General features: G+C 68.8%; 21 protein-coding genes and 1 riboswitch. Of the genes, 8 read left to right on the top strand and 13 right to left on the bottom strand.

Annotated features, from left to right (window positions below):
- Nucleotides 1–58: 58 nt before the first annotated feature.
- The 3 genes from MKK51_RS15850 to rpsO form a co-directional block, all read right to left on the bottom strand.
- The gene (locus MKK51_RS15850; protein ID WP_243978870.1) at nt 59–280 is read right to left on the bottom strand and encodes a DUF2892 domain-containing protein; all 222 of its coding nucleotides are present in this window, start codon (nt 278–280) and stop codon (nt 59–61) included.
- 166 nt (nt 281–446) lie between these two features.
- A complete protein-coding gene (gene pnp, locus MKK51_RS15845) occupies nt 447–2,618 on the bottom strand; it encodes a polyribonucleotide nucleotidyltransferase (RefSeq protein ID WP_243978868.1) in 2,172 nt (723 codons plus the stop codon).
- Between the two features lie 215 nt (nt 2,619–2,833).
- The gene (rpsO, locus tag MKK51_RS15840) at nt 2,834–3,103 is read right to left on the bottom strand and encodes a 30S ribosomal protein S15 (RefSeq protein ID WP_018044126.1); all 270 of its coding nucleotides are present in this window, start codon (nt 3,101–3,103) and stop codon (nt 2,834–2,836) included.
- A gap of 453 nt (nt 3,104–3,556) precedes the next feature.
- Between rpsO and MKK51_RS15835 the strand changes: the two genes are divergently transcribed.
- Nucleotides 3,557–3,856 carry a hypothetical protein gene (locus tag MKK51_RS15835; RefSeq protein WP_243978867.1) on the top strand — a complete coding sequence of 100 codons (300 nt, stop codon included), beginning with the start codon at nt 3,557–3,559 and terminating at the stop codon, nt 3,854–3,856.
- An 89-nt stretch (nt 3,857–3,945) separates the two neighbouring features.
- Here MKK51_RS15835 and MKK51_RS15830 read toward each other — a convergent pair whose 3' ends face one another.
- Together MKK51_RS15830 and MKK51_RS15825 are read right to left on the bottom strand one after the other, a co-directional pair.
- Complete coding sequence (locus MKK51_RS15830; RefSeq protein ID WP_243978864.1) at nt 3,946–5,013, bottom strand: threonine aldolase family protein; 1,068 nt, start codon at nt 5,011–5,013, stop codon at nt 3,946–3,948.
- Between the two features lie 50 nt (nt 5,014–5,063).
- Nucleotides 5,064–5,175, bottom strand: a riboswitch (SAM-I-IV-variant riboswitch).
- A 299-nt stretch (nt 5,176–5,474) separates the two neighbouring features.
- Nucleotides 5,475–6,284 (bottom strand): exodeoxyribonuclease III, encoded by an 810-nt coding sequence (locus MKK51_RS15825; RefSeq protein ID WP_243978863.1) that lies wholly within the window; start codon nt 6,282–6,284, stop codon nt 5,475–5,477.
- A gap of 78 nt (nt 6,285–6,362) precedes the next feature.
- Here MKK51_RS15825 and MKK51_RS15820 point away from each other — a divergent pair, with 78 nt between their 5' ends.
- On the top strand, nt 6,363–7,160 hold the full coding sequence (locus MKK51_RS15820; RefSeq protein WP_243978855.1) for a lysophospholipid acyltransferase family protein: 798 nt from the start codon (nt 6,363–6,365) through the stop codon (nt 7,158–7,160).
- Nucleotides 7,161–7,202: 42 nt separating this feature from the next.
- Here the strand turns inward: MKK51_RS15820 and MKK51_RS15815 are convergent, their stop codons facing one another.
- Both MKK51_RS15815 and MKK51_RS15810 read right to left on the bottom strand, forming a co-directional pair.
- Nucleotides 7,203–8,117 carry a LolA family protein gene (locus MKK51_RS15815; protein ID WP_243978853.1) on the bottom strand — a complete coding sequence of 305 codons (915 nt, stop codon included), beginning with the start codon at nt 8,115–8,117 and terminating at the stop codon, nt 7,203–7,205.
- A 242-nt stretch (nt 8,118–8,359) separates the two neighbouring features.
- On the bottom strand, nt 8,360–11,740 hold the full coding sequence (locus tag MKK51_RS15810; protein WP_243978851.1) for a DNA translocase FtsK: 3,381 nt from the start codon (nt 11,738–11,740) through the stop codon (nt 8,360–8,362).
- Between the two features lie 288 nt (nt 11,741–12,028).
- Between MKK51_RS15810 and MKK51_RS15805 the strand changes: the two genes are divergently transcribed.
- From MKK51_RS15805 to MKK51_RS15795, 3 genes are all read left to right on the top strand, one after another.
- Nucleotides 12,029–14,086 (top strand): NAD(+) synthase, encoded by a 2,058-nt coding sequence (locus MKK51_RS15805; RefSeq protein WP_243978849.1) that lies wholly within the window; start codon nt 12,029–12,031, stop codon nt 14,084–14,086.
- A gap of 67 nt (nt 14,087–14,153) precedes the next feature.
- Nucleotides 14,154–14,381: a hypothetical protein gene (locus MKK51_RS15800; protein ID WP_027173053.1), complete on the top strand. Its 228-nt coding sequence runs from the start codon at nt 14,154–14,156 to the stop codon at nt 14,379–14,381.
- A 91-nt stretch (nt 14,382–14,472) separates the two neighbouring features.
- Entirely contained in the window at nt 14,473–14,874 is a 402-nt protein-coding gene (locus tag MKK51_RS15795) for a PilZ domain-containing protein (RefSeq protein ID WP_243978839.1), read from the top strand.
- Between the two features lies 1 nt (nt 14,875).
- On the opposite strand, the gene MKK51_RS15790 is transcribed toward MKK51_RS15795, so the two are convergent.
- Nucleotides 14,876–15,322: an HIT family protein gene (locus MKK51_RS15790; protein ID WP_027173055.1), complete on the bottom strand. Its 447-nt coding sequence runs from the start codon at nt 15,320–15,322 to the stop codon at nt 14,876–14,878.
- Nucleotides 15,323–15,435: 113 nt separating this feature from the next.
- Between MKK51_RS15790 and MKK51_RS15785 the strand changes: the two genes are divergently transcribed.
- Nucleotides 15,436–16,380 (top strand): cation diffusion facilitator family transporter, encoded by a 945-nt coding sequence (locus tag MKK51_RS15785; RefSeq protein ID WP_243978838.1) that lies wholly within the window; start codon nt 15,436–15,438, stop codon nt 16,378–16,380.
- Nucleotides 16,381–16,383: 3 nt separating this feature from the next.
- Here the strand turns inward: MKK51_RS15785 and MKK51_RS15780 are convergent, their stop codons facing one another.
- From MKK51_RS15780 to MKK51_RS15770, 3 genes are read right to left on the bottom strand one after another with little or no spacing between them, the layout of a single operon-like run.
- Entirely contained in the window at nt 16,384–16,872 is a 489-nt protein-coding gene (locus MKK51_RS15780; RefSeq protein WP_243978836.1) for a glutathione peroxidase, read from the bottom strand.
- Nucleotides 16,869–18,029, bottom strand: coding sequence for a M20 aminoacylase family protein (locus MKK51_RS15775; RefSeq protein WP_243978834.1), 1,161 nt, complete (start codon nt 18,027–18,029; stop codon nt 16,869–16,871). Before MKK51_RS15775 ends, MKK51_RS15780 begins: the two co-directional genes overlap by 4 nt.
- Nucleotides 18,026–19,285 carry a GNAT family N-acetyltransferase gene (locus tag MKK51_RS15770; protein WP_243978827.1) on the bottom strand — a complete coding sequence of 420 codons (1,260 nt, stop codon included), beginning with the start codon at nt 19,283–19,285 and terminating at the stop codon, nt 18,026–18,028. Before MKK51_RS15770 ends, MKK51_RS15775 begins: the two co-directional genes overlap by 4 nt.
- A gap of 158 nt (nt 19,286–19,443) precedes the next feature.
- Between MKK51_RS15770 and MKK51_RS15765 the strand changes: the two genes are divergently transcribed.
- A complete protein-coding gene (locus MKK51_RS15765) occupies nt 19,444–19,851 on the top strand; it encodes a hypothetical protein (protein ID WP_243978826.1) in 408 nt (135 codons plus the stop codon).
- A 222-nt stretch (nt 19,852–20,073) separates the two neighbouring features.
- Here the strand turns inward: MKK51_RS15765 and MKK51_RS15760 are convergent, their stop codons facing one another.
- Nucleotides 20,074–20,826 carry a glycerophosphodiester phosphodiesterase family protein gene (locus tag MKK51_RS15760; RefSeq protein WP_243978824.1) on the bottom strand — a complete coding sequence of 251 codons (753 nt, stop codon included), beginning with the start codon at nt 20,824–20,826 and terminating at the stop codon, nt 20,074–20,076.
- 2 nt (nt 20,827–20,828) lie between these two features.
- Complete coding sequence (locus tag MKK51_RS15755; RefSeq protein WP_018044106.1) at nt 20,829–21,302, bottom strand: RidA family protein; 474 nt, start codon at nt 21,300–21,302, stop codon at nt 20,829–20,831.
- Nucleotides 21,303–21,646: 344 nt separating this feature from the next.
- On the opposite strand from MKK51_RS15755, the gene MKK51_RS15750 reads away from it, so the two are divergent.
- Nucleotides 21,647–22,840, top strand: a complete 1,194-nt coding sequence (locus MKK51_RS15750) for an aspartate aminotransferase family protein (protein WP_243978822.1) — start codon at nt 21,647–21,649, stop codon at nt 22,838–22,840.
- Nucleotides 22,841–22,854: the final 14 nt, after the last annotated feature.

Below are 22,854 nucleotides of genomic sequence, written 5' to 3'. Positions count from 1 at the left end.
GAGAATCGGCAAGACTAAAGGGGCGCCCTATGGGAGCGCCCCTTTTTCGTGTCTCCGTTCAGGAGATGTAGCCGGCCGACTTGACCGGGCAATGGCCGGTGGCGCCCCGGATGGCGAGGCCGGCGCCGACCACGAGGGCGGCCAGGCTCAGCCACTTGTTCGGGCGCGGCTGGGCGGCGGCGGCCGCGATGCCGAGGCCGAGCACCACGGACACCGCCCGCTCGGTGGTGGACAGGTTCGCTTCGCCGTCGAAGATGCTCGGAATCATCGGATCTGCCATGGTGGAGTCTACTCCTCGTGTTGCGTCGCGGGGCGAACGCGGCGGGTGGATGGGTGTTCCTCACGATTCCACCCGGACGCGCCCGCATCCTCGTCCCGAACGAAAAAAGCGCGGCCCCTCTCGGGACCGCGCTTCTCGATACTCGATCGGCCGGGGCCGAGGCGGCTTACGCGTCCTGGCGGGGTCCGCGGGCGCGGTCCTGCTCGGCGTTGCGCTCGGCCTTCAGCTTCTCGGTGAGGTCCTCGCCGGTCTCCTGGTCGACGACCTTCATGGAGAGGCGGATCTTGCCGCGGTCGTCGGCGCCGAGGAACTTCACCTTGACCTTCTGGCCGTCCTTGACGACGTCCGTCACCTTGGCGACGCGCTGGGCGGCGAGTTCCGAGATGTGGACGAGACCGTCCTTGGCGCCGAAGAAGTTCACGAAGGCGCCGAACTCCATGCACTTCACGACGGTGCCGTCGTAGATCATGCCGACTTCGGCTTCCGCCACGATCGAACGGATCCAGTTATAGGCGGCCTTGATGGCCTTGCCGTCGCTGGAGGCGATCTTCACCGTGCCGGTGTCGTCGATGTTGATCTTGGCGCCGGTCTTCTCGACGATCTCGCGGATCACCTTGCCGCCGGTGCCGATCACTTCCCGGATCTTGTCGGTGGGGATCTGCATGGTCTCGATGCGGGGCGCGTATTCGCCGAGCTCGGGACGGGCGTCGGTCAGAGCCTTGGCCATCTCGCCGAGGATGTGGACGCGGCCTTCCTGCGCCTGATGCAGGGCGACCTTCATGATCTCCTCGGTGATGCCGGCGATCTTGATGTCCATCTGCAGCGAGGTGATGCCGGCTTCCGTGCCCGCCACCTTGAAGTCCATGTCGCCGAGGTGATCCTCGTCGCCGAGGATGTCGGACAGCACGGCGTAGCGCTCACCCTCGAGGATGAGGCCCATGGCGATGCCCGCCACCGGACGGCGCAGGGGGACGCCCGCATCCATCAGCGACAGCGACGCGCCACAGACGGAGGCCATGGAGGAGGAGCCGTTCGACTCGGTGATCTCGGACACCACGCGGATCGTGTACGGGAACTCGTGGGCCGGCGGCAGGACCGGGTGCACGGCGCGCCAGGCGAGCTTGCCGTGGCCGATCTCGCGACGGCCCGGCGAACCCATGCGGCCGGTCTCGCCCACCGAGTAGGGAGGGAAGTTGTAGTGCAGCAGGAAGGTCTCCTTGTAGGTGCCTTCCAGCGCGTCGATGAACTGCTCGTCCTCGCCGGTGCCGAGGGTGGCGACCACGAGGGCCTGGGTCTCGCCGCGGGTGAAGAGCGACGAACCGTGGGCGCGGGGCAGCACGCCGACCTGGGACACGATCGGACGCACGGTGCGGACGTCGCGTCCGTCGATGCGCGAGCCCGTGTCGAGGATGTTCCAGCGCACGACCTTGGACTGCGCTTCCTTGAACGCGGCCTTGACCTTCTCGGGCGAGAACTTCTGCTCGCCCTCGACGGGACAGAGAGCCGCGACCACCTTCGCCTTCACGGCGTCGACGGCGGCGTAGCGCTCCTGCTTGACCGTGTTCTTGTAGGCGTCGCGGAGTTCCGCCTCGCACACGTCGAGGACGGCCTTCTCCACGTCGCCGTTCTCGGGGGCGGAGAAGTTGCGGGGCTCCTTGGCGGCCTTCTCGGCGAGGCGGATGATCGCCTCGATGACCGGCTGGAAATGCTTGTGGCCGAACATCACGGCGCCGAGCATGGTCTCTTCGTCGAGCTCCTTGGCCTCGGATTCCACCATCAGCACGGCGTCCTGCGTGCCGGCGACGACGAGGTCCAGGGTCGAGTTCTCGAGCTCGGGAACCGGCGGGTTCAGGATGTACTGGCCGTTGACGTAGCCGACGCGGGCCGCACCGATCGGGCCGGTGAAGGGCACGCCCGACAGGGTGAGGGCGGCGGAGGCCGCGACCATGGCGAGGATGTCGGGATCGTTCTCGAGGTCGTGGGTCAGGACGGTGACGACGACCTGGGTGTCATTGCGCCAGCCCTCGACGAAGAGGGGACGGATCGGGCGGTCGATGAGGCGGGAGACCAGGGTCTCCTTCTCGGAGGGACGGCCTTCGCGCTTGAAGTAGCCGCCGGGGATGCGGCCGGCGGCGTAGGCGCGCTCCTGGTAGTTCACGGTGAGCGGCAGGAAGTCGATTCCGGCCTTCGGCTCCTTGCCCGAGACGACGGTGGCCAGCACCGAGGTCTCGCCATACGTCGCCATCACGGCGCCGTCGGCCTGGCGGGCGACCTTGCCCGTCTCGAGGACCAGCTTGCGGTCGCCCCAGATCAGCTCTTCACGTTGTACGTCGAACATATGTCTTGCCTTCCTGCGGTCGGGCGAACCCGGCGCCGCCAGGGGCAAGATGGCGCGGCGCTTCGGCCCGGACTGGGCAAAAGCGCCGCGCGATCCTGTCCCCGGCGCTTCCGCGCCTCCAAGTCGCCCGGTTTTCGGGTGGCCGGACCCATTCCGGCACCCCGACCTATTAGAACGCGGCCCCGGGCCGGGCCCGGAACCGCGTGAACGCCGCCTTAGCGGCGGATGCCGAGACGCTCGATGAGGCTGCGGTAGCGGGCCTCGTCCTTGCGCTTGACGTAGTCGAGCAGCGAGCGGCGCTGCGAGACCATCTTCAGGAGGCCGCGGCGGGAATGGTTGTCCTTGCCGTGGGTCTTGAAGTGGCCGGTGAGGTTGGTGATCCGCTCGGTGAGGATCGCCACCTGGACCTCCGGAGAACCGGTGTCCTTGCCGCCGGTCGCGTATTCCTTGATGAGCGCAGTCTTGCGCTCGGCCGAAATCGACATCGCATTCCCTTTCGATACGGGTTTTCGGATCGAGACGGTTCTCCTCGGAAGAGGCCGTCTCAGCCTGGGACGGGGCCTGTGCCGGGATGTCGTCCAGCACGGTCGCGTTCACAAGCAGCTTTAGCCCCGTGCCCGTTTCCGGGTCGAGGCCAGGGGACACATACACGAATCCGGGCTTCGTGCCACCCCCGTCGCGGCGCCCGCCCGGGCGGGTCCGGGCGCTCGCTCCGCTACGGCGGAGGGGCCGTAGCGGCGCATGGGCCAAACGGATCGTTCAGCTCTGACGACTGGATTGATCAAATAACCCATTAATGATCCGTGCTCCATGTGGACGCAAAGATCACACTGTCGCAAATTCCAGCTTCTGTCTTTTACACCCAAACACAAATGTGATAAAAGCCCGCCCCTCGCTCAAGAAGCCCAAGCGGATTTTTCGAAACAATTGGTGACACAATGAACAGTTTTATCATTAAGACCGCAAGACCGATAGCGTTCGCGGTCATCGCCTTTATTTCGAGTTATTATATATTCGGTTCGATTTTCATTTCGTCGGCACTCAGCCTTCTCCCTCTCTTGCTTGGGCTGCTCGGCATATTCGAGGGTTTCTCCTACACGATTTCAGCATTGATCTTCGTCGCCGCCGTGATCTGGGCCGTCATTCCCTCCGAGACGAAGACTTTCGCCAAGCAGCATTACGATGCCACCGTGAAGGAGTTCGTCGCCGGCATGCCCGACCCGAAGAAAGCCGAGTGAACACGTTTCGGGAAACGCGATCGGCGGTTCTGCGGCTGGAACTCCGCGACACGCCAGAAGCCTGAGCGAAGCCCGATGGGCGGACGGAGTCAGCCGGAGGTGGACAGGCGATCCGGGACGGCCGCGCTCACCGCGCGGATGTCCCGCACCAGCGCATCGATCCGCTCGGGCTCAGAGTCCCAGGCGAACATGAACCGGGCGCCCCCGCCGATGAAGGTGTAGAAACGCCAGCCCCTCTCCCGCAAGGCGTCCAGCCGCTCGGGCGAGGCCTTCAGGAACACGGCATTGGCCTCCACCGGGAACATGGCGGCAAAGCCCGGGCATTCCGCCACCGCCCCGGCGAGGCGCTGCGCGCAGGCATTGGCGTGGGCCGCGTTGCGGAGCCAGGCGCCGCCTTCCAGCATGCCGACCCAGGGAGCGGTGAGGAAGCGCATCTTCGAGGCGAGCTGCCCCGCCTGTTTGCAGCGATAGCCGAAATCCTCGGCGAGGGCGGGATCGAAGAACAGGATCGCTTCGCCCGCCGCCATGCCATTCTTCGTCCCGCCGAAGCAGAGCAGGTCCACGCCGATCTTCCAGGTCATCTCGGCCGGCTCGCAGCCGAGGCTGGCGCAGGCATTGGCGAAGCGCGCGCCGTCCATGTGGAGACGCAGGGACAGGTCGCGGCAAGTGGCCGCGATCTCGGCGATCTCCCGGAGCGTGTAGAGCTGTCCGGTCTCCGTCGGCTGGGTGATCGTCACGACGCGGGGTTTGGGGAAGTGAATGTCGGAACGCCCCGCCGCGAGGCCCCGGATGAGGGCGGGCGTGAGCTTTCCGTCCGCGCTCGCCGCCACCAGCAGCTTCGAGCCGTTGGAGAAGAATTCTGGCGCGCCGCACTCGTCGGTCTCCACATGCGCCGAGGCCGAGCAGATGACGCTGTGGTAGGACTGGCACAGGGAGGCGAGCGCGAGGGAGTTCGCGGCGGTGCCGTTGAAGGCAAAGAACACCTCGGCATCCGGCTTGTCGAACAGATCGCGGAACGCGTCCGAGGCCCGTTTCGTCCAAGCGTCCTCGCCGTAGGCCGGCACCGAGCCGCCATTGGCCGCCGCGGTGGCGGCCCAGGCCTCGGGACAGATGCCGGCGTAATTGTCGCTGGCGAATTGCTGGGGTTCCGGATTCATCGTCGCTACGCCTTCCGTCGGCTCCGCATGGGAGCCGAAGCGACGCGTGGCGAAACCCGTTTCGTTGCCGGTTCGGCCACATCCCCTCCAGTCGATGAGGGCTCCACCTTGCTCGGATCAGCAGGTTGGCGTCGGGCGTCGCCGCGACTCTTGATGCAGGATGAGACTTAACAGCGCGCGGGATGGGCCGCAATGCGGCGAGAGCCGCCCGTCCTCCGACGGTTCGGGGACGGGCGGGGAACGACCTTCACGCGGTCGGGCGGCCCGAGCGGCCGGCGTAGCGGCGGCGAAGGTAGGACACGACCTTGGGGAGAAGGAAGGCGAGGATCAGCTTGCGCATGCGGGACTCTTCGGAGCGGGAAAAAGATGCGACCCCCATCCGGGGTCACTTGTCCGAAGAGCAATGATCGGCAGGGCTTTGCGTTCCTCGGCCGGCTAGACGGATCGGACGCCGCGGCCCGTCAGAGATCGAGGGTCAGCGTCACCGGCACGTGGTCGGAGGGCCGCTCCCAGCCTCGCGCCTCGCGGAACACGTCCACGGAGCGCGCGGTGCCGATAAGGTCCGGCGAGATCCAGGCATGGTCGAGGCGCCGCCCCTTGTCGGCGGCGGACCAGTCCGGCGAGCGGTAGCTCCACCAAGTGTAGATCTTCTCCGGCTCGGGGGTGAGCACGCGGGCGGCGTCGATCCAGCCGGCTTCCCCGCGCAGCTCTTCCAGGGCCTGCGTCTCCACCGGCGTGTGGCTGACCACGGAGAGGAGCTGCTTGTGCGACCAGACGTCGTGTTCGAGCGGGGCCACGTTGAGGTCGCCCACCAGGATCGCCGGGCCGGCCATGCGCCGGCTGCCCCAGGCGCGCAGGTCGCGCAGGAAGTCGAGCTTGTGCGCGAATTTCGGGTTGAGGCCGACATCCGGAACGTCGCCGCCGGCCGGAACGTAGAAATTGTGGATCACGAGGCCCGCCGCCGCCCCCGCCTCCGGCCCGAGCACGGCCGAGATGTGGCGGGCATCCGGTTTTTCGCAGAAGGCCATGACGTCGCGGGTGAGCAGGGGAAAGCGCGACAGGATGGCCACGCCGTTATAGCCCTTCTGCCCGGCGAAGACGACGTGCTCGTAGCCGGACCCGCGCAGGGCCTTGAGCGGAAAGGCATCGTCCGGGCACTTCGTCTCCTGCAGGCAGAGCACGTCGGGTTTCGCCTGCGCGAGGAACCGAAGCACGAGATCGATGCGCGACCGCACCGAATTGATGTTCCAGGTGGTGACGGAGAGGCGCAACGGGTCTAGCTCACGTAACTTATAAGGATGGGTTCGGCCGCCTCGATAGACCGGATCGGCCCGCCCGTCGCCGCACAAATGCCGCGTTCCCCCATCGAGAGGGACGCGAATTCGAAGATTCAGGAAGGATCGCCCGTCGTGTCGCGCACCCGCTCTGCGCTCTTCAACGTCTACTGGGCCGCCTGGACCGCCTGTTTCGCGCTTCCCCTCGTGGTGCTCGCGGCCCTCGGCTGCCCGACGCGGCCGATCCGGGCGGCCACGCGGCTGTGGTCGCGCGGCATCCTGTTCGGCCTGCGCCACATCGTCGGCCTGACCTATATCGAGGAGGGGCGCGCCCGCATCCCCGCGGAGCCGTGCCTCATCGTGGCCAACCACCAATCGGCCTGGGAAACCCTGGCCTTCCTCATCCTGATCCCCAACGTCGCCATCGTCGCCAAGCGCGAGCTCGTGGCGATCCCCATCGTCGGCTGGTTCCTGCGCCGCTCGCCGATGATCATCATCGACCGGGCCAACGGCACCCAGGCCCTTCGCACCATGATCGACGAGAGCCGGATGGCCATCGCGGAGGGGCGCTCGATCCTGATGTTCCCGGAGGGCACCCGCAGCACCATCGAAGCGCCGGTCCAGTTCAAGCGCGGGGTGGAACTGCTCTACGCCAAGCTCGGCCTGCCGGTCCTGCCCGTGGCGGTGAATTCCGGCCTCTACTGGCCCCATGGCGGCTCGCGCCACATCCCCGGCACCGTGGTGGTGAGCTACCTCGCGACCCTGAAGCCGGGCCTCTCGGGCGGCGAGTTCATGCGGGGCACGCAGGACGCGATCGATGCGGAGCTGAACCGCTGGCGAGAGGGAACAGCCATGGAGCTTCAGGCGTCGTGATCGAGAAGACCCTCCCCCCTCTGCGGGGGAGGGAGAGCATCTTCACTGCGCCTTGATCTGCTTCTCCATCGCCTTGTCCTCGGTGCGCCCGTAATTGATGAAGAACTGGCTGGCGTCGACGGCCTTGCCCTTCTGCAGGTTCGAGAGCTGCACCGTGGTCTGGTAGCCCTGCGGATCGGTGATCCGCCACTGGCTGAGGGTCTTCATCTCGGCGTCGAAAAACAGCTGGATCTTCGAGGTGCCGCCCAGCGTCGCCCGGTCCTCCAGGGAGATACGGATGCCGCCCGGATCGTTGGAGACGTCCGACACGGTAAGGTCGCGGGCCAGATCGATTTTTTCGCGGAGCAGGAATTTCAGGGGCGTCTGCGAGATGAAGTAGAGGTCCTGGGTCTTCAGCTTGCGGTCCTTCACCGCCACCGAGGTCCCGTCGGCCACCACCTCCATGGGGGAGGGCTGGTCGTAGTCGAAGCGCAGGCGGCCGGGCTTGGCCAGGGTCAGCTTGCCGCCGATGCGGCGCCCGTCGCCGGCGATCTGGACGAAGTTGCCGGTGAGCGTCGTCATGCCGTTGAAATAGGCGTTGGCCTGGGCGAGCACCGCGGCGGGCTCGGCATCCAGCATGGACGACGCGGCGGTGGGAGCGCCGACGGCGGCGACCTTGGCGGGGGTATCCGAGGGTGCCGCCTTTGCAGCGGGCTTCGCGGCGGGAGCCGTCTTGTCCGACGCCGCCTTGGCGTCCTTGGCAGGTTTGGGGGCCTGGGCCGCCGGCTTCTTCGGGGCGGCGGGAGAAGCAGCCGGGGGCGCTTCCGGCTCGGGGGCCGGGGCAGGGGCGGGCTGTTCCTTGCGGCCGAACAGGCCGTCGAGGAAGGACGAGACCTGCGCCGAGGCCGGCGCGGGTTGGAGGCCGGCCGCCAGCACGAGGAGCGAGCCGGCGGCGAGAAGGTGGCGTCGGCCGGTCATCCTGGGGCGTTCTCCGAAGTCGCGGGGGGGTCTGGCGTCGTGTCTCTCACAAAACTCCCGCTGCGCCGACGGGCCGTCAGCGAGAACAGACGGGGACCGGGAGTTGTGTGAGGTCCTCTTAGAGCCCCAGCCTGTGGCGAATATGGGACGTCGATGCGGTGGAGGTGAGGGGGGCGGAGACGGCTTGCCTCGTCCGGCCCCCCGTTGTCGGCCCCTCCCCACGAGGGGGAGGGAGGAGGCGCTCAATCGTCGTCGTCCATCATCGGCGAGGATATCGAGATCGATCCCATCGAGGAGGGCGCGGTCTCCATCAGGATCTCGCGCTTGCCGGCGTGGTTGGCCTGACCGACGATGCCCTCGACCTCCATCCGCTCCATGATCGACGCGGCGCGGTTGTATCCGATCTGCAGGCGGCGCTGGATGTAGCTGGTGGAGGCCTTGCGGTCCCGCATCACCACCTGCACCGCCTGGTCGTAGAGGTCGGCTCCCGCATCGATCCCGCCGCCGGCATAGGCTCCGGCATCGAAGATCGGCGCGTCGATCTCCTCGGCTTCGGCGGCCGCCGCCTTCTCGGCCTTGGAGGCCTTGGCCGGCTTCTCCTCGGGCGGGTTGTCGTCGACGGTGACGGCTTCGAGATAGGAGGGCCGGCCCTGGCGCTTCAGATGGGCGACCACGCTCTCGACTTCCGAATCCGAGCAGAACGGGCCGTGGACGCGGGTGGTGCGGCCGCCGCCCGCCATGAACAGCATGTCGCCCTGGCCCAGCAGCTGCTCGGCGCCCATCTCGCCCAGGATCGTGCGGCTGTCGATCTTCGACGTCACCTGGAAGGAGATTCGGGTCGGGAAGTTCGCCTTGATCGTGCCGGTGATGACGTCCACCGACGGACGCTGCGTCGCCATGATCAGGTGGATGCCCGCCGCACGCGCCATCTGCGCCAGGCGCTGGATCGCCCCTTCGATGTCCTTGCCCGCCACCATCATCAGGTCGGCCATCTCGTCGACCACGATCACGATGTAGGGGAGCGCCGAGAGGTCCATCTCCTCCGTCTCGAACACGGCCTGGCCGGTCTCGCGGTTGAAGCCGGTATGGATCTCGCGGGTGATGATCTCGCCCTTGGCCCGCGCCTCCGCCATCCGGGCATTGTAGCCGTCGATGTTGCGGACCGCGATCTTGGACATCTTCTTGTAGCGCTCCTCCATCTCGCGCACGGCCCATTTGAGGGCGATGACCGCCTTCTTCGGGTCGGTGACGACGGGAGAGAGCAGGTGCGGGATGCCGTCATAGACGGAGAGTTCCAGCATCTTCGGGTCGACCATGATCAGGCGGCACTCTTCCGGCTTCATCCGGTAGAGCAGCGACAGGATCATCGTGTTGATCGCCACCGACTTGCCCGAGCCCGTGGTGCCGGCCACCAGCAGGTGGGGCATCTTGGCGAGATCGGCGATGATCGGCTCGCCGCCGATGTTCTTGCCGAGGCAGAGGGCGAGCTTGTGCTTGCTGATGCAGAAATCGGCCGAGGCGAGGAGCTCGCGCAGATAGACGGTCTCGCGGGTCTCGTTGGGCAGTTCGATGCCGATGACGTTGCGGCCGGGAACCACCGCCACGCGGGCCGAGACCGCCGACATGGAGCGGGCGATGTCGTCCGACAGGCCGATGACGCGGCTCGACTTGGTGCCGGGGGCCGGCTCCAGTTCGTAGAGGGTCACCACCGGGCCGGGGCGGACGGCGAGGATGTCGCCGCGCACGCCGAAATCCTGCACCGTCTGCTGGAGGTTCAGCGCGTTCTGCTCCAGCACGTCGGCATCGACCTCCTCGGTGCCGGTGAGCGGCGGCTCGGCCAGGAGTTCCAGCGAGGGGTGTTCGTAATCCTCGTTCTCCACCAGCGACATCGGCGTGTGCCGGCCGGCCGGGATCAGCGTGGCGCGGGGCTCGGGGAAGATCGCGCGGGACGGCGCCGGGGCGGGTGCCGGAGCGGGCAGGGCGAGGACGGGAGCCGGGGCTTCCTCGACCTCGGCGGCTTCAGGGGCGGCGGGCTCTTCCGCCACCTGAGGCTCGGGCTCCGGAGCAGGAGCGGCGGCCTTCGGGTTGCGCAACAGGACCGGGCGCGGCGGCAGCGGCGTGAAGACTGGGTCGACCCTGGCAGGGGAGGGGGCCTGCATGGGGGAGGTTTGCGCGACGGTGGCGTCCATCACGGGAAATTCCGCGACGGAAGGCAGCATCACGGGAGCCTGCGCCACGGGGGCGGCGGACATGCGGGCCGGGCGGATCGCCGCGCGGGCGGCCATGGCCGAGACGGCGACGGGGCGCTGGGGAGCCGGCCCGGTCTGCTCGATGACGAGAGCCAGGGTGGCCGCCTCGGCGACTTCGGCGACGCGGTCCTCGTGGCTCGGCTCGTCGCCGGGGCGCGGGGACTGGCCGTTATCCTGACCGTCGGCAGGCATCGGCGCGCCGCCAGGGTCGAACCGCATCAGACGGTCGAGAACGTAGACGGGGCTGGGCGGCAGCGGGCGCAGGAGCGAGATGTCCACCGGCGGCGAGACCATAAAGGCAAAGGTCTGGTCCTCCGGCGCTCTCACCGGGGCCAGATCCGGCACCGGAGACATTTCCGGCCCGGACGGAGCCAGAGCTTCGGCGGAATCGGCCTGGATCGCCGACCACGTCTCGACGGCCGTCGAATCCTCGCCGTCGAACCAGGCGCGCATGGCGGCCCAATCCGGGACCTCGGTCCAGTCGCGGTCGACAGGCAGCGGAGCCGGTTCGGTGGGGGCCATGGGCTCGCTCACCGATGCAGGGATCGGAAGCGGCTCCTCGACGATGGCGGCGATGACGGCTTGCGGCCGGCGGTCGGGCGAGCGGAAGAAGCGCACGCCGGGCGGCGGGGTATAGGGCTGGCGCCACAGGGGCTGGGGCGGCTCGGGGGGGATTGCCGCGAGAAGCGCGGCCTCGGCCGCTTCCCGGGCGGCACGCTCGGCTTCCGCGGCGGCGAGGGCGGCGCGTTCGGCGGCCTGCCGCGCCTCGTCCTCGGCCTGACGCGCGGCGCGGATCTGCTCCTCCTGAGCCAGGCGCTCGGCATCGAGTGCCCGCTGGCGGCGCTCCTGCAGCACCGGATCGGGGGTGCGGGTGTAGCGCACCGCCGGGGCGTCCGGCTCGGGCGCGGAATGGGCCGGCGCGTCGTAGCCCTCCGGCGTGATCGAGGCGGGGCGGCGCGGCGAGCGGATCAGTACGCGCGGGCTCGATGCACCGTGGTCGATCCGGCTCTCGCCTATCGAGTCCAGGGCCGCGATGCCGGAGGAGCGGGCGAGATCGGGGGTGGCGCGGTCGTCGAAGACGTGGTCCGGCCAGGCCTGCGCCTCGGCCCACTCGCCCTGCTCTGCCCAAGGCTGGGCATGGGGCGCGGGAGCGGCGTGAACCATGTCCCTCGGAGCCGTGAGCCAGGATTGCGCGGGGCGCGGCGAGACCAGGCTCGGACGCTGCGGCGGTCCGGCGAGGCGCCGGGTCAGGCTCGCGCGCAGGCTGATCAGCCTGTGCGCGAGGGCGCCCAAGGTCAGGCCGGGGCGGTCGCCGCCGCGTCCGGGCCGGGAGGGATCACGATGTGAATAGGGAGGCCGTCCCGATGCGCGCATGATGCTCTGGATTGACTCGAAGGGTACCGGTCCGCGTCCTCGACAGGAGCGGTTCTTCCCCAAGCTAGGGCCAACGTCGTTAACAGACGCTTGCCCGCATGCCGCGAAGTGTCGGATCTCCGGAGCGCGGGGGCGTCCGCCTCCCCCTGGAGCCCCGGCGCGTAACGGGTTAGATGAGGGAACCCGATGAAGCGTCTCGGATCACACGGGTTTCCCTCGGCGCCCCCTGCCGGCCCGCCCCTGCGCGATGCAGACGCTGCGTCACCCTTGCGAGAGGCACCCCGCCCCTTGGCCGAAACCACACGAAGCTCCGCCTTCAAGTCCCTCTACCGTCACGGCTTTGCCCGTGTGGCGGCGTGTGCGGCACGAAGCCATCCGGCCGATCCGGAGCGCAATGCCGACGAGATTCTGGCGCTGGCCGGGGAGTGCCATCGGGCGGGCGCGATCCTCGCCGTGTTCCCGGAACTCTGCGTCTCGTCCTATGCCATTGAGGACCTGCTGCTGCAGGCGACGCTCCTCGACGCTGTGGAGACGGCGATCCTTCGCATCGCCGCCGCCTCGGCCGACCTGACTCCCCTCCTCGTCGTGGGAGCCCCCCTGCGCTGGCGTCACCGGATCTACAACTGCGCCCTCGCGATCCATCGGGGCCGGGTGCTCGGCGTGGTGCCGAAGAGCTACCTGCCGAATTACCGGGAGTTCTACGAGAAGCGCCATTTCGCCTCCGGTGCCGGCCTCGTCGGCGAGGCGATCACCCTTCGGGGCCTCGATGCCCCCTTCGGCACGGACCTGCTCTTCTCGGCGGACGACCTCCCCGGCTTCACCCTGGGCATCGAGATCTGCGAGGATCTCTGGGTGCCCGCCTCCCCCGGCACCGATGCGGCGCTGGCCGGCGCCACCGTCCTCGCCAACCTGTCGGGCAGCCCGATCACCGTGGGCCGGGCGGAATCCCGGGCGCTGCTCACCCGGTCCGCCTCGATGCGTTGCGCCTGCGCCTATGTCTACGCGGCGGCGGGCCTCGGCGAATCCACCACCGACCTGTCCTGGGACGGGCAGACCAGCATCGACGAGGCCGGCCTCCGCCTCGCCGAGGGCGAGCGCTTCGCCGCCGGTCCCGTGGCGACGCTGGCCGATATCGACCTCGACCTCCTCGTCCAGGAACGGCTCCAGGCGGGCAGCTTCGACGACAATGCGCACGGGCGCGGCCTCTCCTACCGCACGATCCGCTTCCCCCTCGATCCGCCCTCGGGCGATCTCGGGCTGATGCGGCGGGTGGAGCGCTTTCCCTTCGTGCCGGCCGACATCGCCCGCCTCGCTCAGGATTGCTACGAGGCCTACAACATCCAGGTGGCGGGCCTGGCCCAGCGCCTCGCCGCCACCGGCACGAGGAAGGCCGTGATCGGCATCTCCGGCGGGCTCGATTCGACCCATGCCCTCATCGTGGTCGCCAAGGCCTTCGACAGGCTCGGCCTCCCGCGGAAGGACATCCTCGCCTACACGCTGCCGGGCTTTGCCACCTCGGACGCCACCAAGGCCAATGCCCACGCGCTGATGGCGGCGCTGGGGACGACGGCGGAGGAGATCGACATCAGGCCGGCGGCGCGGCAGATGCTCGCCGATATGGGCCATCCCTACGGGCGGGGAGAGCCGGTCTACGACGTCACCTTCGAGAACGTGCAGGCGGGTTTGCGGACCGATTACCTGTTCCGGCTCGCCAACCAGAACGGTGCCATCGTCATCGGCACGGGCGACCTGTCGGAGCTGGCGCTCGGCTGGTGCACCTACGGCGTCGGCGACCAGATGAGCCATTACGGCGTCAATTCCGGGGTGCCCAAGACCCTGATCCAGCACCTGATCCGCTGGGTCATCGCCAGCGGCCAGATCGGGGACGGCGCCAACGCCACCCTGCAGGCGATCCTCGCCACCGAGATCTCGCCCGAACTCGTGCCCGCGGAGGAGGGCGGCTCGCCCCAGAGCACGGAGGCCAAGATCGGCCCCTACGCGCTTCAAGATTTCAACCTGTTCTACACCCTGCGCTACGGCTTCCGACCCTCGAAGATCGCTTTCCTGGCCCTGCATGCCTGGAGCGATGCGGGGCGCGGCGCATGGCCGCCGGATTTTCCCGAGGCCAAGCGTCGGGCCTACGCCCTGCCGGACATCCGCTCCTGGCTCGGCGTCTTCCTGCAGCGGTTCTTCGGCTTCAGCCAGTTCAAGCGCTCGGCGATGCCCAACGGCCCGAAAGTCGCGGCCGGGGGCGCCCTCTCCCCGCGCGGCGACTGGCGTGCGCCGTCCGACGGCAACGCCCGGATCTGGCTCGACGAGCTCGCCCGCAACGTCCCGGAAAGCTGACCGACACAGTCCGGTCCGATTATGGCACTATCAGCCCGAGTCGGGGTGGCCAGTCGGAGACCGACCGATGCAAAGCTACAACGTGTTCTGCCTGAAGTCCGTCAGCGGCCTGTGCTGCGCGGTGCCCGAGAGCCGCGCCGTGCCGAGCTTCCTCAGCGGACGGAACTGGGCGTTCAGCGGACGCCTGAGCGACGAGGCCGAGGCGCCGGCCGATTTCGACGAGCGGGCCGCGACCACGGCGGTGCGGTTCAACGGCTTCTACCTGTTCGAGACCATGGACCGGCGCTTCAACTGAGCGGGCCCGTCCATCGCGGCGATCATTCCTTAAGAGGCGTCATGCGAGGGTCCGGCCGGTCGCACCAAGCGGAAGTCGGAGGCCGGCCGTCATGTCGGACAAACGCAAGGAAGCGCGGCAGAGGACGTTCCTCAAGGGCCGCATCATCTTCAACAACGGCGCGTCGAGCATGGATTGCCTCGTGCGCGACCTGTCGTCGATCGGCGCGCGCCTCGCGCTGACGGAGACCGCGACGCTTCCCGATACGTTCGACCTGCTGATCCCGCAAAAGGAGCGGACCTATCGGGCCAATCTCCGCTGGCGCCGCACCGACGGCATCGGCGTCGCCTTCGTGGACGAGACGGCGGCGGTGGCTGCCGCGCCGGCGCCGGTGCCACAGGCCGAGCCGGGCGCGATGCTGGCCCTGATCCAACGCATCAGCGAACTCGAAGCCGAGAACGCCGTCCTGCGCCGGCTCGTCGCCGCGACGCCGGCCCCCGCCGGCGCCGACTGAGTCACGCGCCGTCCAGCGCCGCCCGGATCTGGGCCGCATGGATGCCGAGGAGATCCTGGTCGGCCATCTTGCCCGTATGCCGGCCCAGGGCCACGCCGTCGAAGCGGGGGACGACGTGGACGTGGAGGTGGAACACCGTCTGCCCGCCGGCCGCCTCGTTGTACTGGAAGACCGTGAGGCCATCGGCGGAGAAGGCGGTCTTCACGGCGCGAGCCACCCGCTGCACCGTGGCGGCGACGGCGGCCAGGGAGGCGGGGTCGGCATCGAGGAGGCCGCGGGCCGGCGCCTTCGGGATCACCAGGGTATGGCCCGGCCCCTGGGGCATCACGTCCATGAAGGCCAAGGTGTGCTCGTCCTCGTAGACCTTATGGGCGGGGATCTCGCCGCGCAGGATCTTGGCGAAGACATTCTGCGGATCGTACTGCGCAGCTTCGGCGTTTGAGGACATGGGGGCCGGTCTCCATCGCGGATGTCGTCTGCGGGGTTCCGGCCGGACCTTGCACAGACTGGCCCTGGCGTCCACGGCGCGGGGGCGGTCCCTTCCAAGAGAGTTTCGCCGGCATGGCGCATGAGAGCAACGGCGCGATCTACACCGCCGCAGGGGCCAACCTCGCCATCGCGGCGGCGAAGTTCGTGGGCGCGTTCTTCACCGGATCCTCGGCCATGCTGGCCGAGGGCGTCCATTCCCTGGTGGACACGGCCAACCAGATCCTCCTCCTCGTCGGCCTGTCGCGGGCCAAGAAGCCGGCGGATGCGCGCTTTCCCTTCGGCTATGGCCGCGAGGTCTATTTCTACGCCTTCATCGTCGCGCTGTTCATCTTCCTCGGCGGCGGTGCTTTCGCGGTCTACGAGGGCATCCACAAGATCCACTACCCGGAGGCCTCCGCCGATGCGGTGATCTTCGGCCGCACCATTCCGGGCTTCTGGGTCAACCTCTCGATCCTCGGCTTCGCGGTGCTGGCCGAGGGCTATTCCTGCGCCGTCGCCCTCAAGGCGTTCTGGGCCGAGAAGGGCGACCGCGAGGCGATCACCGCGATCCGCCGGAGCAAGGACCCGGCCCTGTTCACGGTCCTGATCGAGGACGTCGCCGCCCTCCTCGGGCTGATGGTGGCCCTGGCCGGCGTGATCCTCGCCGAATGGCTGCAGATGCCCTCCCTCGACGGCTGGTCCTCCATCGGCATCGGCGCGATCCTGATCGGGATGGCGCTGTTCCTGATGATCGAGACCCACGGCCTCCTCGTCGGCGAGGCGGCCGCCCCCGAAACCGTGGCGGCGATCCAGGAGACGGTGCGGACCGAGCCCGGCGTCCGCCACGTCAACGCGGTGCTGACCCAGCATCTCGGCCCTTCCGACATCCTGGTGAACATCAGCCTCGACATGGAGGACGACCTCAAGGCCGGTGAGGTCGAGGCGATGGTCGGCCGTCTGGACGCCCGGCTGAAGGCGCAAAACCCGGCGGTGAAGCGGGTCTTCATCGAGATCCAGGCGAAGGGCTCCGCCGCCTGACGCTCAGCGTCCGGCCAGCGCCGCCGCGATGTCGCCCTCGAGATCGGCGGGTTTGGCGGTGGGCGGGTAGCGCCCGACGACCCTGCCGTCGCGGCCCACCAGGAACTTGGTGAAGTTCCACTTGATGCCCTTGGTGCCGAGGAGGCCAGGCTTCTCCTGCTTCAGATGGGCGAAGACCGGGTCGGTGCCGGCCCCGTTCACCTCCACCTTGGCGAGGACGGGAAAGCTGACATCGTAGGTCAGGCTGCAGAACTGCGCGATCTCCCCGGCATCGCCCGGCTCCTGGGCGCCGAACTGGTTGCAGGGGAAGCCGAGCACCACGAGCCCCTCCTCGCGATGCCTGCGCCAGAGGGTCTCCAGCCCCTCGTATTGCGGGGTGAAGCCGCATTTCGAGGCGGTGTTGACCACGAGCACGACCTGCCCCCGGTGCTGATCCAGGGGATAGGGCGTGCCGTCGGCGGCCTTGGGCGTGAAGTCGAACAGGCTGGTCATGCGGCGGTGCGCTTCTCGACGAGGCGGGCGAGGTAGGAGCTGCCCAGGGGGATGATGCTGTCGTCGAAATCGAAAGCGGCGTTGTGCAGGCCCGGCCCCGGCGTTGCACCGATCCAGGCATAGGCACCCGGCACCACCCTCAGCATGTCGGCGAAATCCTCGCTGCCCATGCGGGGCACCGTGTCGTCGTCGACGCCCTCCGCCCCGAAGACCTCGCGCCCGATCTCCGCCGCCGCCGCCGCGTGCGCGGCGCTGTTCTCCAGCACCGAGAACACGTCGCGGATCTCCACCGCGATCTCGACACCGTGGGCGAGGGCGACGCCCTCGGCGACCTCGCGGATGCGGGCGGAGACGAGCCTGCGCACCTCCGCGTCGAAGGTCCGCACCGTGCCGGCGAGATGGGCGCCCTCGGGGATGACGTTGTAGGCCGCCCCCGCATGGATCTGGGTGATCGAGACCACGGCGCTCTTCAGGGGATCGACGCCGCGCGAGACGATGGACTGCATCGCCTGGACCAGGGCGGAGGCGGCCACGATGGAATCGAGGCCGCGATGGGGCTCGGCCGCGTGCGCACCGCGCCCGGTGATGCGGATGTCGAAGAAGTCGGCCGCCGCCATCATCGGGCCGGGGCGGATCTTGAGCTTGCCGTGCGGGCCGTTGGGGGCGTTGTGGAGCCCATAGATCTCGTCGCAGGGGAAGCGTTCGAACAGCCCGTCGGCGAGCATGGCGCGGGCGCCGCCGAGGCCTTCCTCCGCCGGCTGGAACACGAACAGGGCGGTGCCGTCGAAGTCCCGGGTCTCGGCCAGGTAGCGCGCGGCTCCCAGCAGCATGGTGGTGTGGCCGTCATGGCCGCAGGCGTGCATCTTGCCCGGAATGGTGGAGCGGTGGGGGAGGTTGGTCTCCTCCTCGATCGGCAGGGCATCGAGTTCGGCGCGCAGGCCGATGCGGCGGCCGTTGGGCGAGCGCCCTTCGAGCACCCCGACCACGCCGGTGCCCCCGAGCCCGCGATGGACCGCAATGCCGTAGCGCTGCAGCTCTTCGGCCACGAGGTTCGAGGTCCGCACTTCCTCGAAGCCGATCTCGGGATGGGCATGGATGTCCCGGCGGATTGCCGTCAGGTCGTCGGCGAAGGCCTTGATACGGTCGATCGGGCTCATGGGCGCTCTTCGTCCTCGGGAGTCTCGGGATCGGCTATCATGCAGTCCCGGCGAAACGGCGTCATCTCACCCAGGACGGAGGCCGCCTCGAGCACGTGGTCGCGCTCGCGGCGGAGATAATCGGCGATGGCCCGGCGCAGGGCGGGATCGGCGATGTCGTGGGCCGAATGCATCAGCACCGGCCGGTAGCCGCGGGTGAGCTTGTGCTCCCCCTGCGCCCCCGCCTCGACGCGCTTGAGCCCGCGACGGATCGCGTAATCGATGGCCTGATAGTAGCAGACCTCGAAATGCAGGAATGGGTGGTCCTCGACGCAGCCCCAGTTGCGTCCGTAGAGCGCCACGTCGCCGATGAGGTTGATGGCGCCGGCCACGTAGCGGCCCTCGCGCTTGGCCATGATCAGCAGGATGCGCTCCGGCATCCGCTCGCCGATGAGGCCGAAGAACTCGCGGTTGAGGTAGGGCCGGCCCCATTTGCGCGCGCCGGTATCGGCGTAGAACTCGTAGAACGCGTCCCAATGGGCCGGCGTCAGATCGGCGCCGGTGATGTGCTCGATGGTGATGCCCTGGCTCAGCGCGTCCCGGCGCTCGCGCCGGATCGCCTTGCGCTTGCGTGAGGAGAGCGCCCCGAGGAAATCCTCGAACCCGGCATAGCCGGCATTGTCCCAGTGGAACTGCTGGTCGAGCCGCTGGAGGAGCCCCAGCGCGCCGGCCTGCTCCCATTCCCGCTCCTGCATGAAGGTGACGTGGATCGAGGAGGCCTTGGTCTCCGCCCGGAGCGCGCGCAGCCCGGCGATCAGCGCGGAGGCGGCCTCGGCCACGTCCTGCCCCGGCGCGATAAGGAAGCGCGGGCCGGTGACCGGCGTGAACGGGACGCTGACCTGGAGCTTGGGGTAATAGGCTCCGCCCGCGCGCTCGTAGGCATCCGCCCAGCCATGGTCGAACACGTACTCGCCCTGGCTGTGCGACTTGAGATAGCACGGCGCGACCCCGACGAGCCGCCCCTCCCGCTCCACCACCACATGCAGGGGCAGCCACCCCGTTCTGCGCGAGACGCAGCCCGAATCCTCCAGGGCGGAGAGGAAGGCATGGGAGACGAAGGGATTATGCATCTCGTCCCCCGCCGCCAGGGTCTCGGGCGACGTGGCGCAGGCATCCCATTCCGCCGCCGGGATCTGGGCGAGGCCGGTGACCGCTCGCACCTGTAGGGTCGGTGCGGGATCCAGCTCTGGCTCGGCTACCGGTCCGGTCTTTTCCATGACCGCAATCTAGCCCTATGGGGCGAGGGGACAAGCGCGCGGTGCGGACGCAGACGCCGGTCACCTCCGGGGACCGATCTTGGAGACCGCCGCCCTTGCGGCTCGAATGGCCCTGGATCAAGAATGACAGGCACGATTCCCGAGGAGGGATGAGATAGATGGGACCGACGACCCTCGATGTCCGACCCGGCAGCGAAAGGCGGACGCCGCCGGATGACTTCGCCGACGATGTCCTGATCGAGATGGCCAATCTCGACGAGCAGGACACCAACGTCCCCGGCACGATCTTCGTTTCGACGGCCCTCGGTTCGCACGGACCTCGGGTGAAATGGTATCCCGACCGGGCCGGTCGCGACCTGCCCTGCCTGATCGTGTCCATCGGAGCCGATCCGAAGGTGCGCGACGACTTTTTGCCCAAGGGCGCTTCCCGCCTGGCGAGACCGCGTGTGATCGCCTGGGTGCGGCTCAACCACGTCGCCCTGCTCCGATTCTGGACAGATGGCGCATCCTGGAACCGCCGCGAGGTCACGGCCTTCCTCGACGGGCTCGTGCCCGTGCCGGCCTGATCGGCGTTGTGGGGACCGATGAGCATGGAACTCACCTTGCCCTCGTCCATCGCATTCGGTGAGGTGACGACGTTGATGAACCCGGATTGCGGGCCTCAGCTCCGCGGCCCCGGAATGACGCAAGTGGGTCCATGACTGTCACGCCATTTGGAGCCCCGGGTTAGCAGGACGAAGATTGCCCCCGTCAACGGAACGGAGTCCAATCTCCCATCAGGCCGGCCCTCACGGCCGGAACCCCTCGAACACCATCTGGTCGGCATGCTCCTGCGCGCGCTGGCGCTGATCGGGATGGCGCACCGTCCAGGTCATCAGCGGCATCCGGCCGAGATGGCGGCAGAGATAGGTGGCGGCGCAGGGCAGGTCGTCCACGCGCCAGGACAGGAAATCGGGGCGGCTCGCCCCGAGATGCAGCAGGTCGGAGAGCGAGCGCCGCAGGCTCTCCGGCATCAGTGCGTAGGCCGGATCGTCCTGGGCGGTCTCGCCGACGATTCCGCGCGGGATACCCGGCGCGAGACCGGCGAAGGCCGCGATCAGGGCCGGGTCGAAGGACTTCACCGCCACGGGGCCGTCATAGCCTGAGACGATGGCGGCCACGCGTTCGACCAGGCGCAGATCGCCGGTAAAGCGCGACTTGACCTCGACCACGAGGGGCACCCGGCCGGCGATGGCGGCGAGGTAGACGGGCAGGGTGGGGATCGTCTCCGGCGAGCCGGCGACGGAGAGCGCTGCGAGGGCGTCCGCCCGCGTCTCGGCCACGAGGGCGACGGCGCCGGTGAGACGCCCGAGGGCCTCGTCGTGGAACACCATCGCCTCGCCGTCGGCGCTGAGCTGCACGTCGCATTCGATGGCGTAGCCGCCGGCGATGGCGGCTTTCGCCGCCGCCAGGGTGTTCTCGGGGATGCCGGCGGCCCGGTCGTGCAGGCCCCGATGGGCGATGGGCGTCGCGGTGAGCCAGGCGGGGGCGTTCGGCGCCACCCTCACTTCACCTCGAACATCGCCTCGACCTCGACGGCGGCGTCGAGGGGCAGTTCGGCGACGCCCACGGTGGAGCGGGCGTGCCGGCCGCGATCGCCCAGGATCTCGACCATCAGGTCGGAAGCTCCGTTCATGATCCCGGCGAGGCCGGCGAAGGTCGGCACCGCATTGATGAAGCCACCGAGGCGCAGGCATTGCACAACGCCGTGGTCGAGATCGCCCACGGCCGCCTGCACCTGCGCCAGCACGTTGAGGGCGCAGAGCCGGGCGGCGGCGATGCCGGCCTCCGGGGAGATCTCGGCACCGAGCTTGCCCTTGTGGGCGTCGGCGAGCTTGCCGTCGGCGCCGAAGCAGATCTGGCCGGAGATGATCACCAGATTGCCGGTGCGGATGAAGGGTACGTAGTTCGCGACCGGCGCCGCGGCCTTCGGCAGCACCAGGCCGAGGGCATCTAGGCGTTCCTTGACCGTGCTCATCCGTCCGTCCTTCCCTTGAGGGGGTGCCTGCCTTGAAGGCGAGCGTCCTGATGTCAGGGCATGCCATCCCAGGGGTCATGCCCGCCGGGGCGGGACAGAGCACACTTGCTCCGAGCCGCGCAAGCTCCCGGCCGTGCCGGCCATGGCCGTCGTGCGACAGCCGGAGACCGCCCTGCAGCACAGCTTAACCCTCAGGCATGTCAGGCCTGTGAACCCGGCCGATCATTGACAGAACCGGCCAATTCTCTAGTAATCGCAGCGGTGCCGCCCGGTTTCGAGGCGGCACTTTCATTTGGTGCCGCGGCACGTCCGCGTGTCCGCTTTGACGATGGGAAGTCGGGATCGTGACATCCGCCCTTCTGCCGACCTACGCCCGGGCTCCGATCGCCTTCGAGCGCGGAGAGGGCGCCTGGCTCGTGACGCACGACGGCGAGCGATATCTCGATTTCGGCGCCGGCATCGCCGTGAACGCCCTCGGCCACGCCCATCCGCACCTCGTGGAGGCCCTGACCACCCAGGCGCAGAAGCTGTGGCACACCTCGAACCTGTTCGAGATCCCCGAGGGCGAGCGCCTCGGCCGGCGGCTCGTGGACGCGACCTTCGCGGACGTGGCGTTCTTCGCCAATTCCGGGGCGGAGGCCAACGAGGCCGCCATCAAGATGGCGCGCAAGTACCACGCGGCGGGCGGACATCCGGAGCGCTTCCGCATCATCACCTTCGAGGGCGCGTTCCACGGGCGGACGCTAGCCACCATCGCGGCGGGCGGGCAGCAGAAGTACATCGACGGTTTCGGCCCGAAGGTGGACGGGTTCGACCAGGTGCCCTTCGGCGATCACGACGCGCTGGTGGCGGCGATCGGCCCGGAGACGGCCGCTCTGATGATCGAGCCGATCCAGGGCGAGGGCGGCATCCGCACGGTGCCCACCGAGATGCTGCGCGGCCTGCGGGCCCTCTGCGACGAGCACGGCCTGCTCCTGATCATGGACGAGGTCCAGACCGGCGTCGGCCGCACCGGCCGCCTGTTCGCCCATGAATGGGCGGGCGTCACCCCCGACATCATGAGCGCGGCCAAGGGCATCGGCGGCGGCTTCCCCCTCGGCGTCTGCCTCGCCACGGCGGAGGCCGCCCGCGGCATGACGGCGGGGAGCCACGGCACCACCTTCGGCGGCAACCCGCTCGCCATGGCGGTGGGCAACGCCGTCCTCGACGTGGTGCTCGCCGACGGCTTCCTCGACCATGTCCTGCGCATGGGCCTGCTCCTCAAGCAGCGGCTCGGCGCGGTCATCGACCGGCATCCGGGCGTGATCACGGAGATTCGCGGCACCGGCCTCATCCTCGGGCTCAAGCTCGACGTGCCCAACACCGCCTTCACCGCGGCGGCGCGCGACGAGCGCCTGCTGGTGATTCCCGCCGGCGACAACGTGGTCCGACTCTTGCCGCCGTTGATCGTCTCCGAGGCGGACGTGGCCGAGGCGGTGGAGCGCCTCGACGCCACGGCCGGACGACTCGGTTCGCAGATGCGCGGAGCCGCGGAGTAACGCATGGCCGTCCG

The sequence above is a fragment of the Methylobacterium sp. E-045 genome (assembly GCF_022829685.1).
GTDB lineage: Bacteria > Pseudomonadota > Alphaproteobacteria > Rhizobiales > Beijerinckiaceae > Methylobacterium.
The sequence above is the reverse complement of the archived record's forward strand: the minus strand, read 5'-3'. Positions and strand labels throughout refer to the sequence as shown.

Excerpts from the sequence above, each read along its gene's own strand:
- MKK51_RS15755 (WP_018044106.1), bottom strand. The coding sequence starts at position 21,302 with ATGAGCACGGTCAAGGAACGCCTAGATGCCCTCGGCCTGGTGCTGCCG.
- rpsO (WP_018044126.1), bottom strand. The coding sequence starts at position 3,103 with ATGTCGATTTCGGCCGAGCGCAAGACTGCGCTCATCAAGGAATACGCG.
- MKK51_RS15835 (WP_243978867.1), top strand. The coding sequence starts at position 3,557 with ATGAACAGTTTTATCATTAAGACCGCAAGACCGATAGCGTTCGCGGTC.
- MKK51_RS15790 (WP_027173055.1), bottom strand. The coding sequence starts at position 15,322 with ATGTCCTCAAACGCCGAAGCTGCGCAGTACGATCCGCAGAATGTCTTC.
- MKK51_RS15820 (WP_243978855.1), top strand. The coding sequence starts at position 6,363 with ATGCCGCGTTCCCCCATCGAGAGGGACGCGAATTCGAAGATTCAGGAA.
- MKK51_RS15810 (WP_243978851.1), bottom strand. The coding sequence starts at position 11,740 with ATGCGCGCATCGGGACGGCCTCCCTATTCACATCGTGATCCCTCCCGG.
- MKK51_RS15830 (WP_243978864.1), bottom strand. The coding sequence starts at position 5,013 with ATGAATCCGGAACCCCAGCAATTCGCCAGCGACAATTACGCCGGCATC.
- MKK51_RS15770 (WP_243978827.1), bottom strand. The coding sequence starts at position 19,285 with ATGGAAAAGACCGGACCGGTAGCCGAGCCAGAGCTGGATCCCGCACCG.
- MKK51_RS15775 (WP_243978834.1), bottom strand. The coding sequence starts at position 18,029 with ATGAGCCCGATCGACCGTATCAAGGCCTTCGCCGACGACCTGACGGCA.
- MKK51_RS15850 (WP_243978870.1), bottom strand. The coding sequence starts at position 280 with ATGGCAGATCCGATGATTCCGAGCATCTTCGACGGCGAAGCGAACCTG.
- MKK51_RS15785 (WP_243978838.1), top strand. The coding sequence starts at position 15,436 with ATGGCGCATGAGAGCAACGGCGCGATCTACACCGCCGCAGGGGCCAAC.
- MKK51_RS15780 (WP_243978836.1), bottom strand. The coding sequence starts at position 16,872 with ATGACCAGCCTGTTCGACTTCACGCCCAAGGCCGCCGACGGCACGCCC.
- pnp (WP_243978868.1), bottom strand. The coding sequence starts at position 2,618 with ATGTTCGACGTACAACGTGAAGAGCTGATCTGGGGCGACCGCAAGCTG.
- MKK51_RS15765 (WP_243978826.1), top strand. The coding sequence starts at position 19,444 with ATGGGACCGACGACCCTCGATGTCCGACCCGGCAGCGAAAGGCGGACG.
- MKK51_RS15795 (WP_243978839.1), top strand. The coding sequence starts at position 14,473 with ATGTCGGACAAACGCAAGGAAGCGCGGCAGAGGACGTTCCTCAAGGGC.
- MKK51_RS15800 (WP_027173053.1), top strand. The coding sequence starts at position 14,154 with ATGCAAAGCTACAACGTGTTCTGCCTGAAGTCCGTCAGCGGCCTGTGC.
- MKK51_RS15815 (WP_243978853.1), bottom strand. The coding sequence starts at position 8,117 with ATGACCGGCCGACGCCACCTTCTCGCCGCCGGCTCGCTCCTCGTGCTG.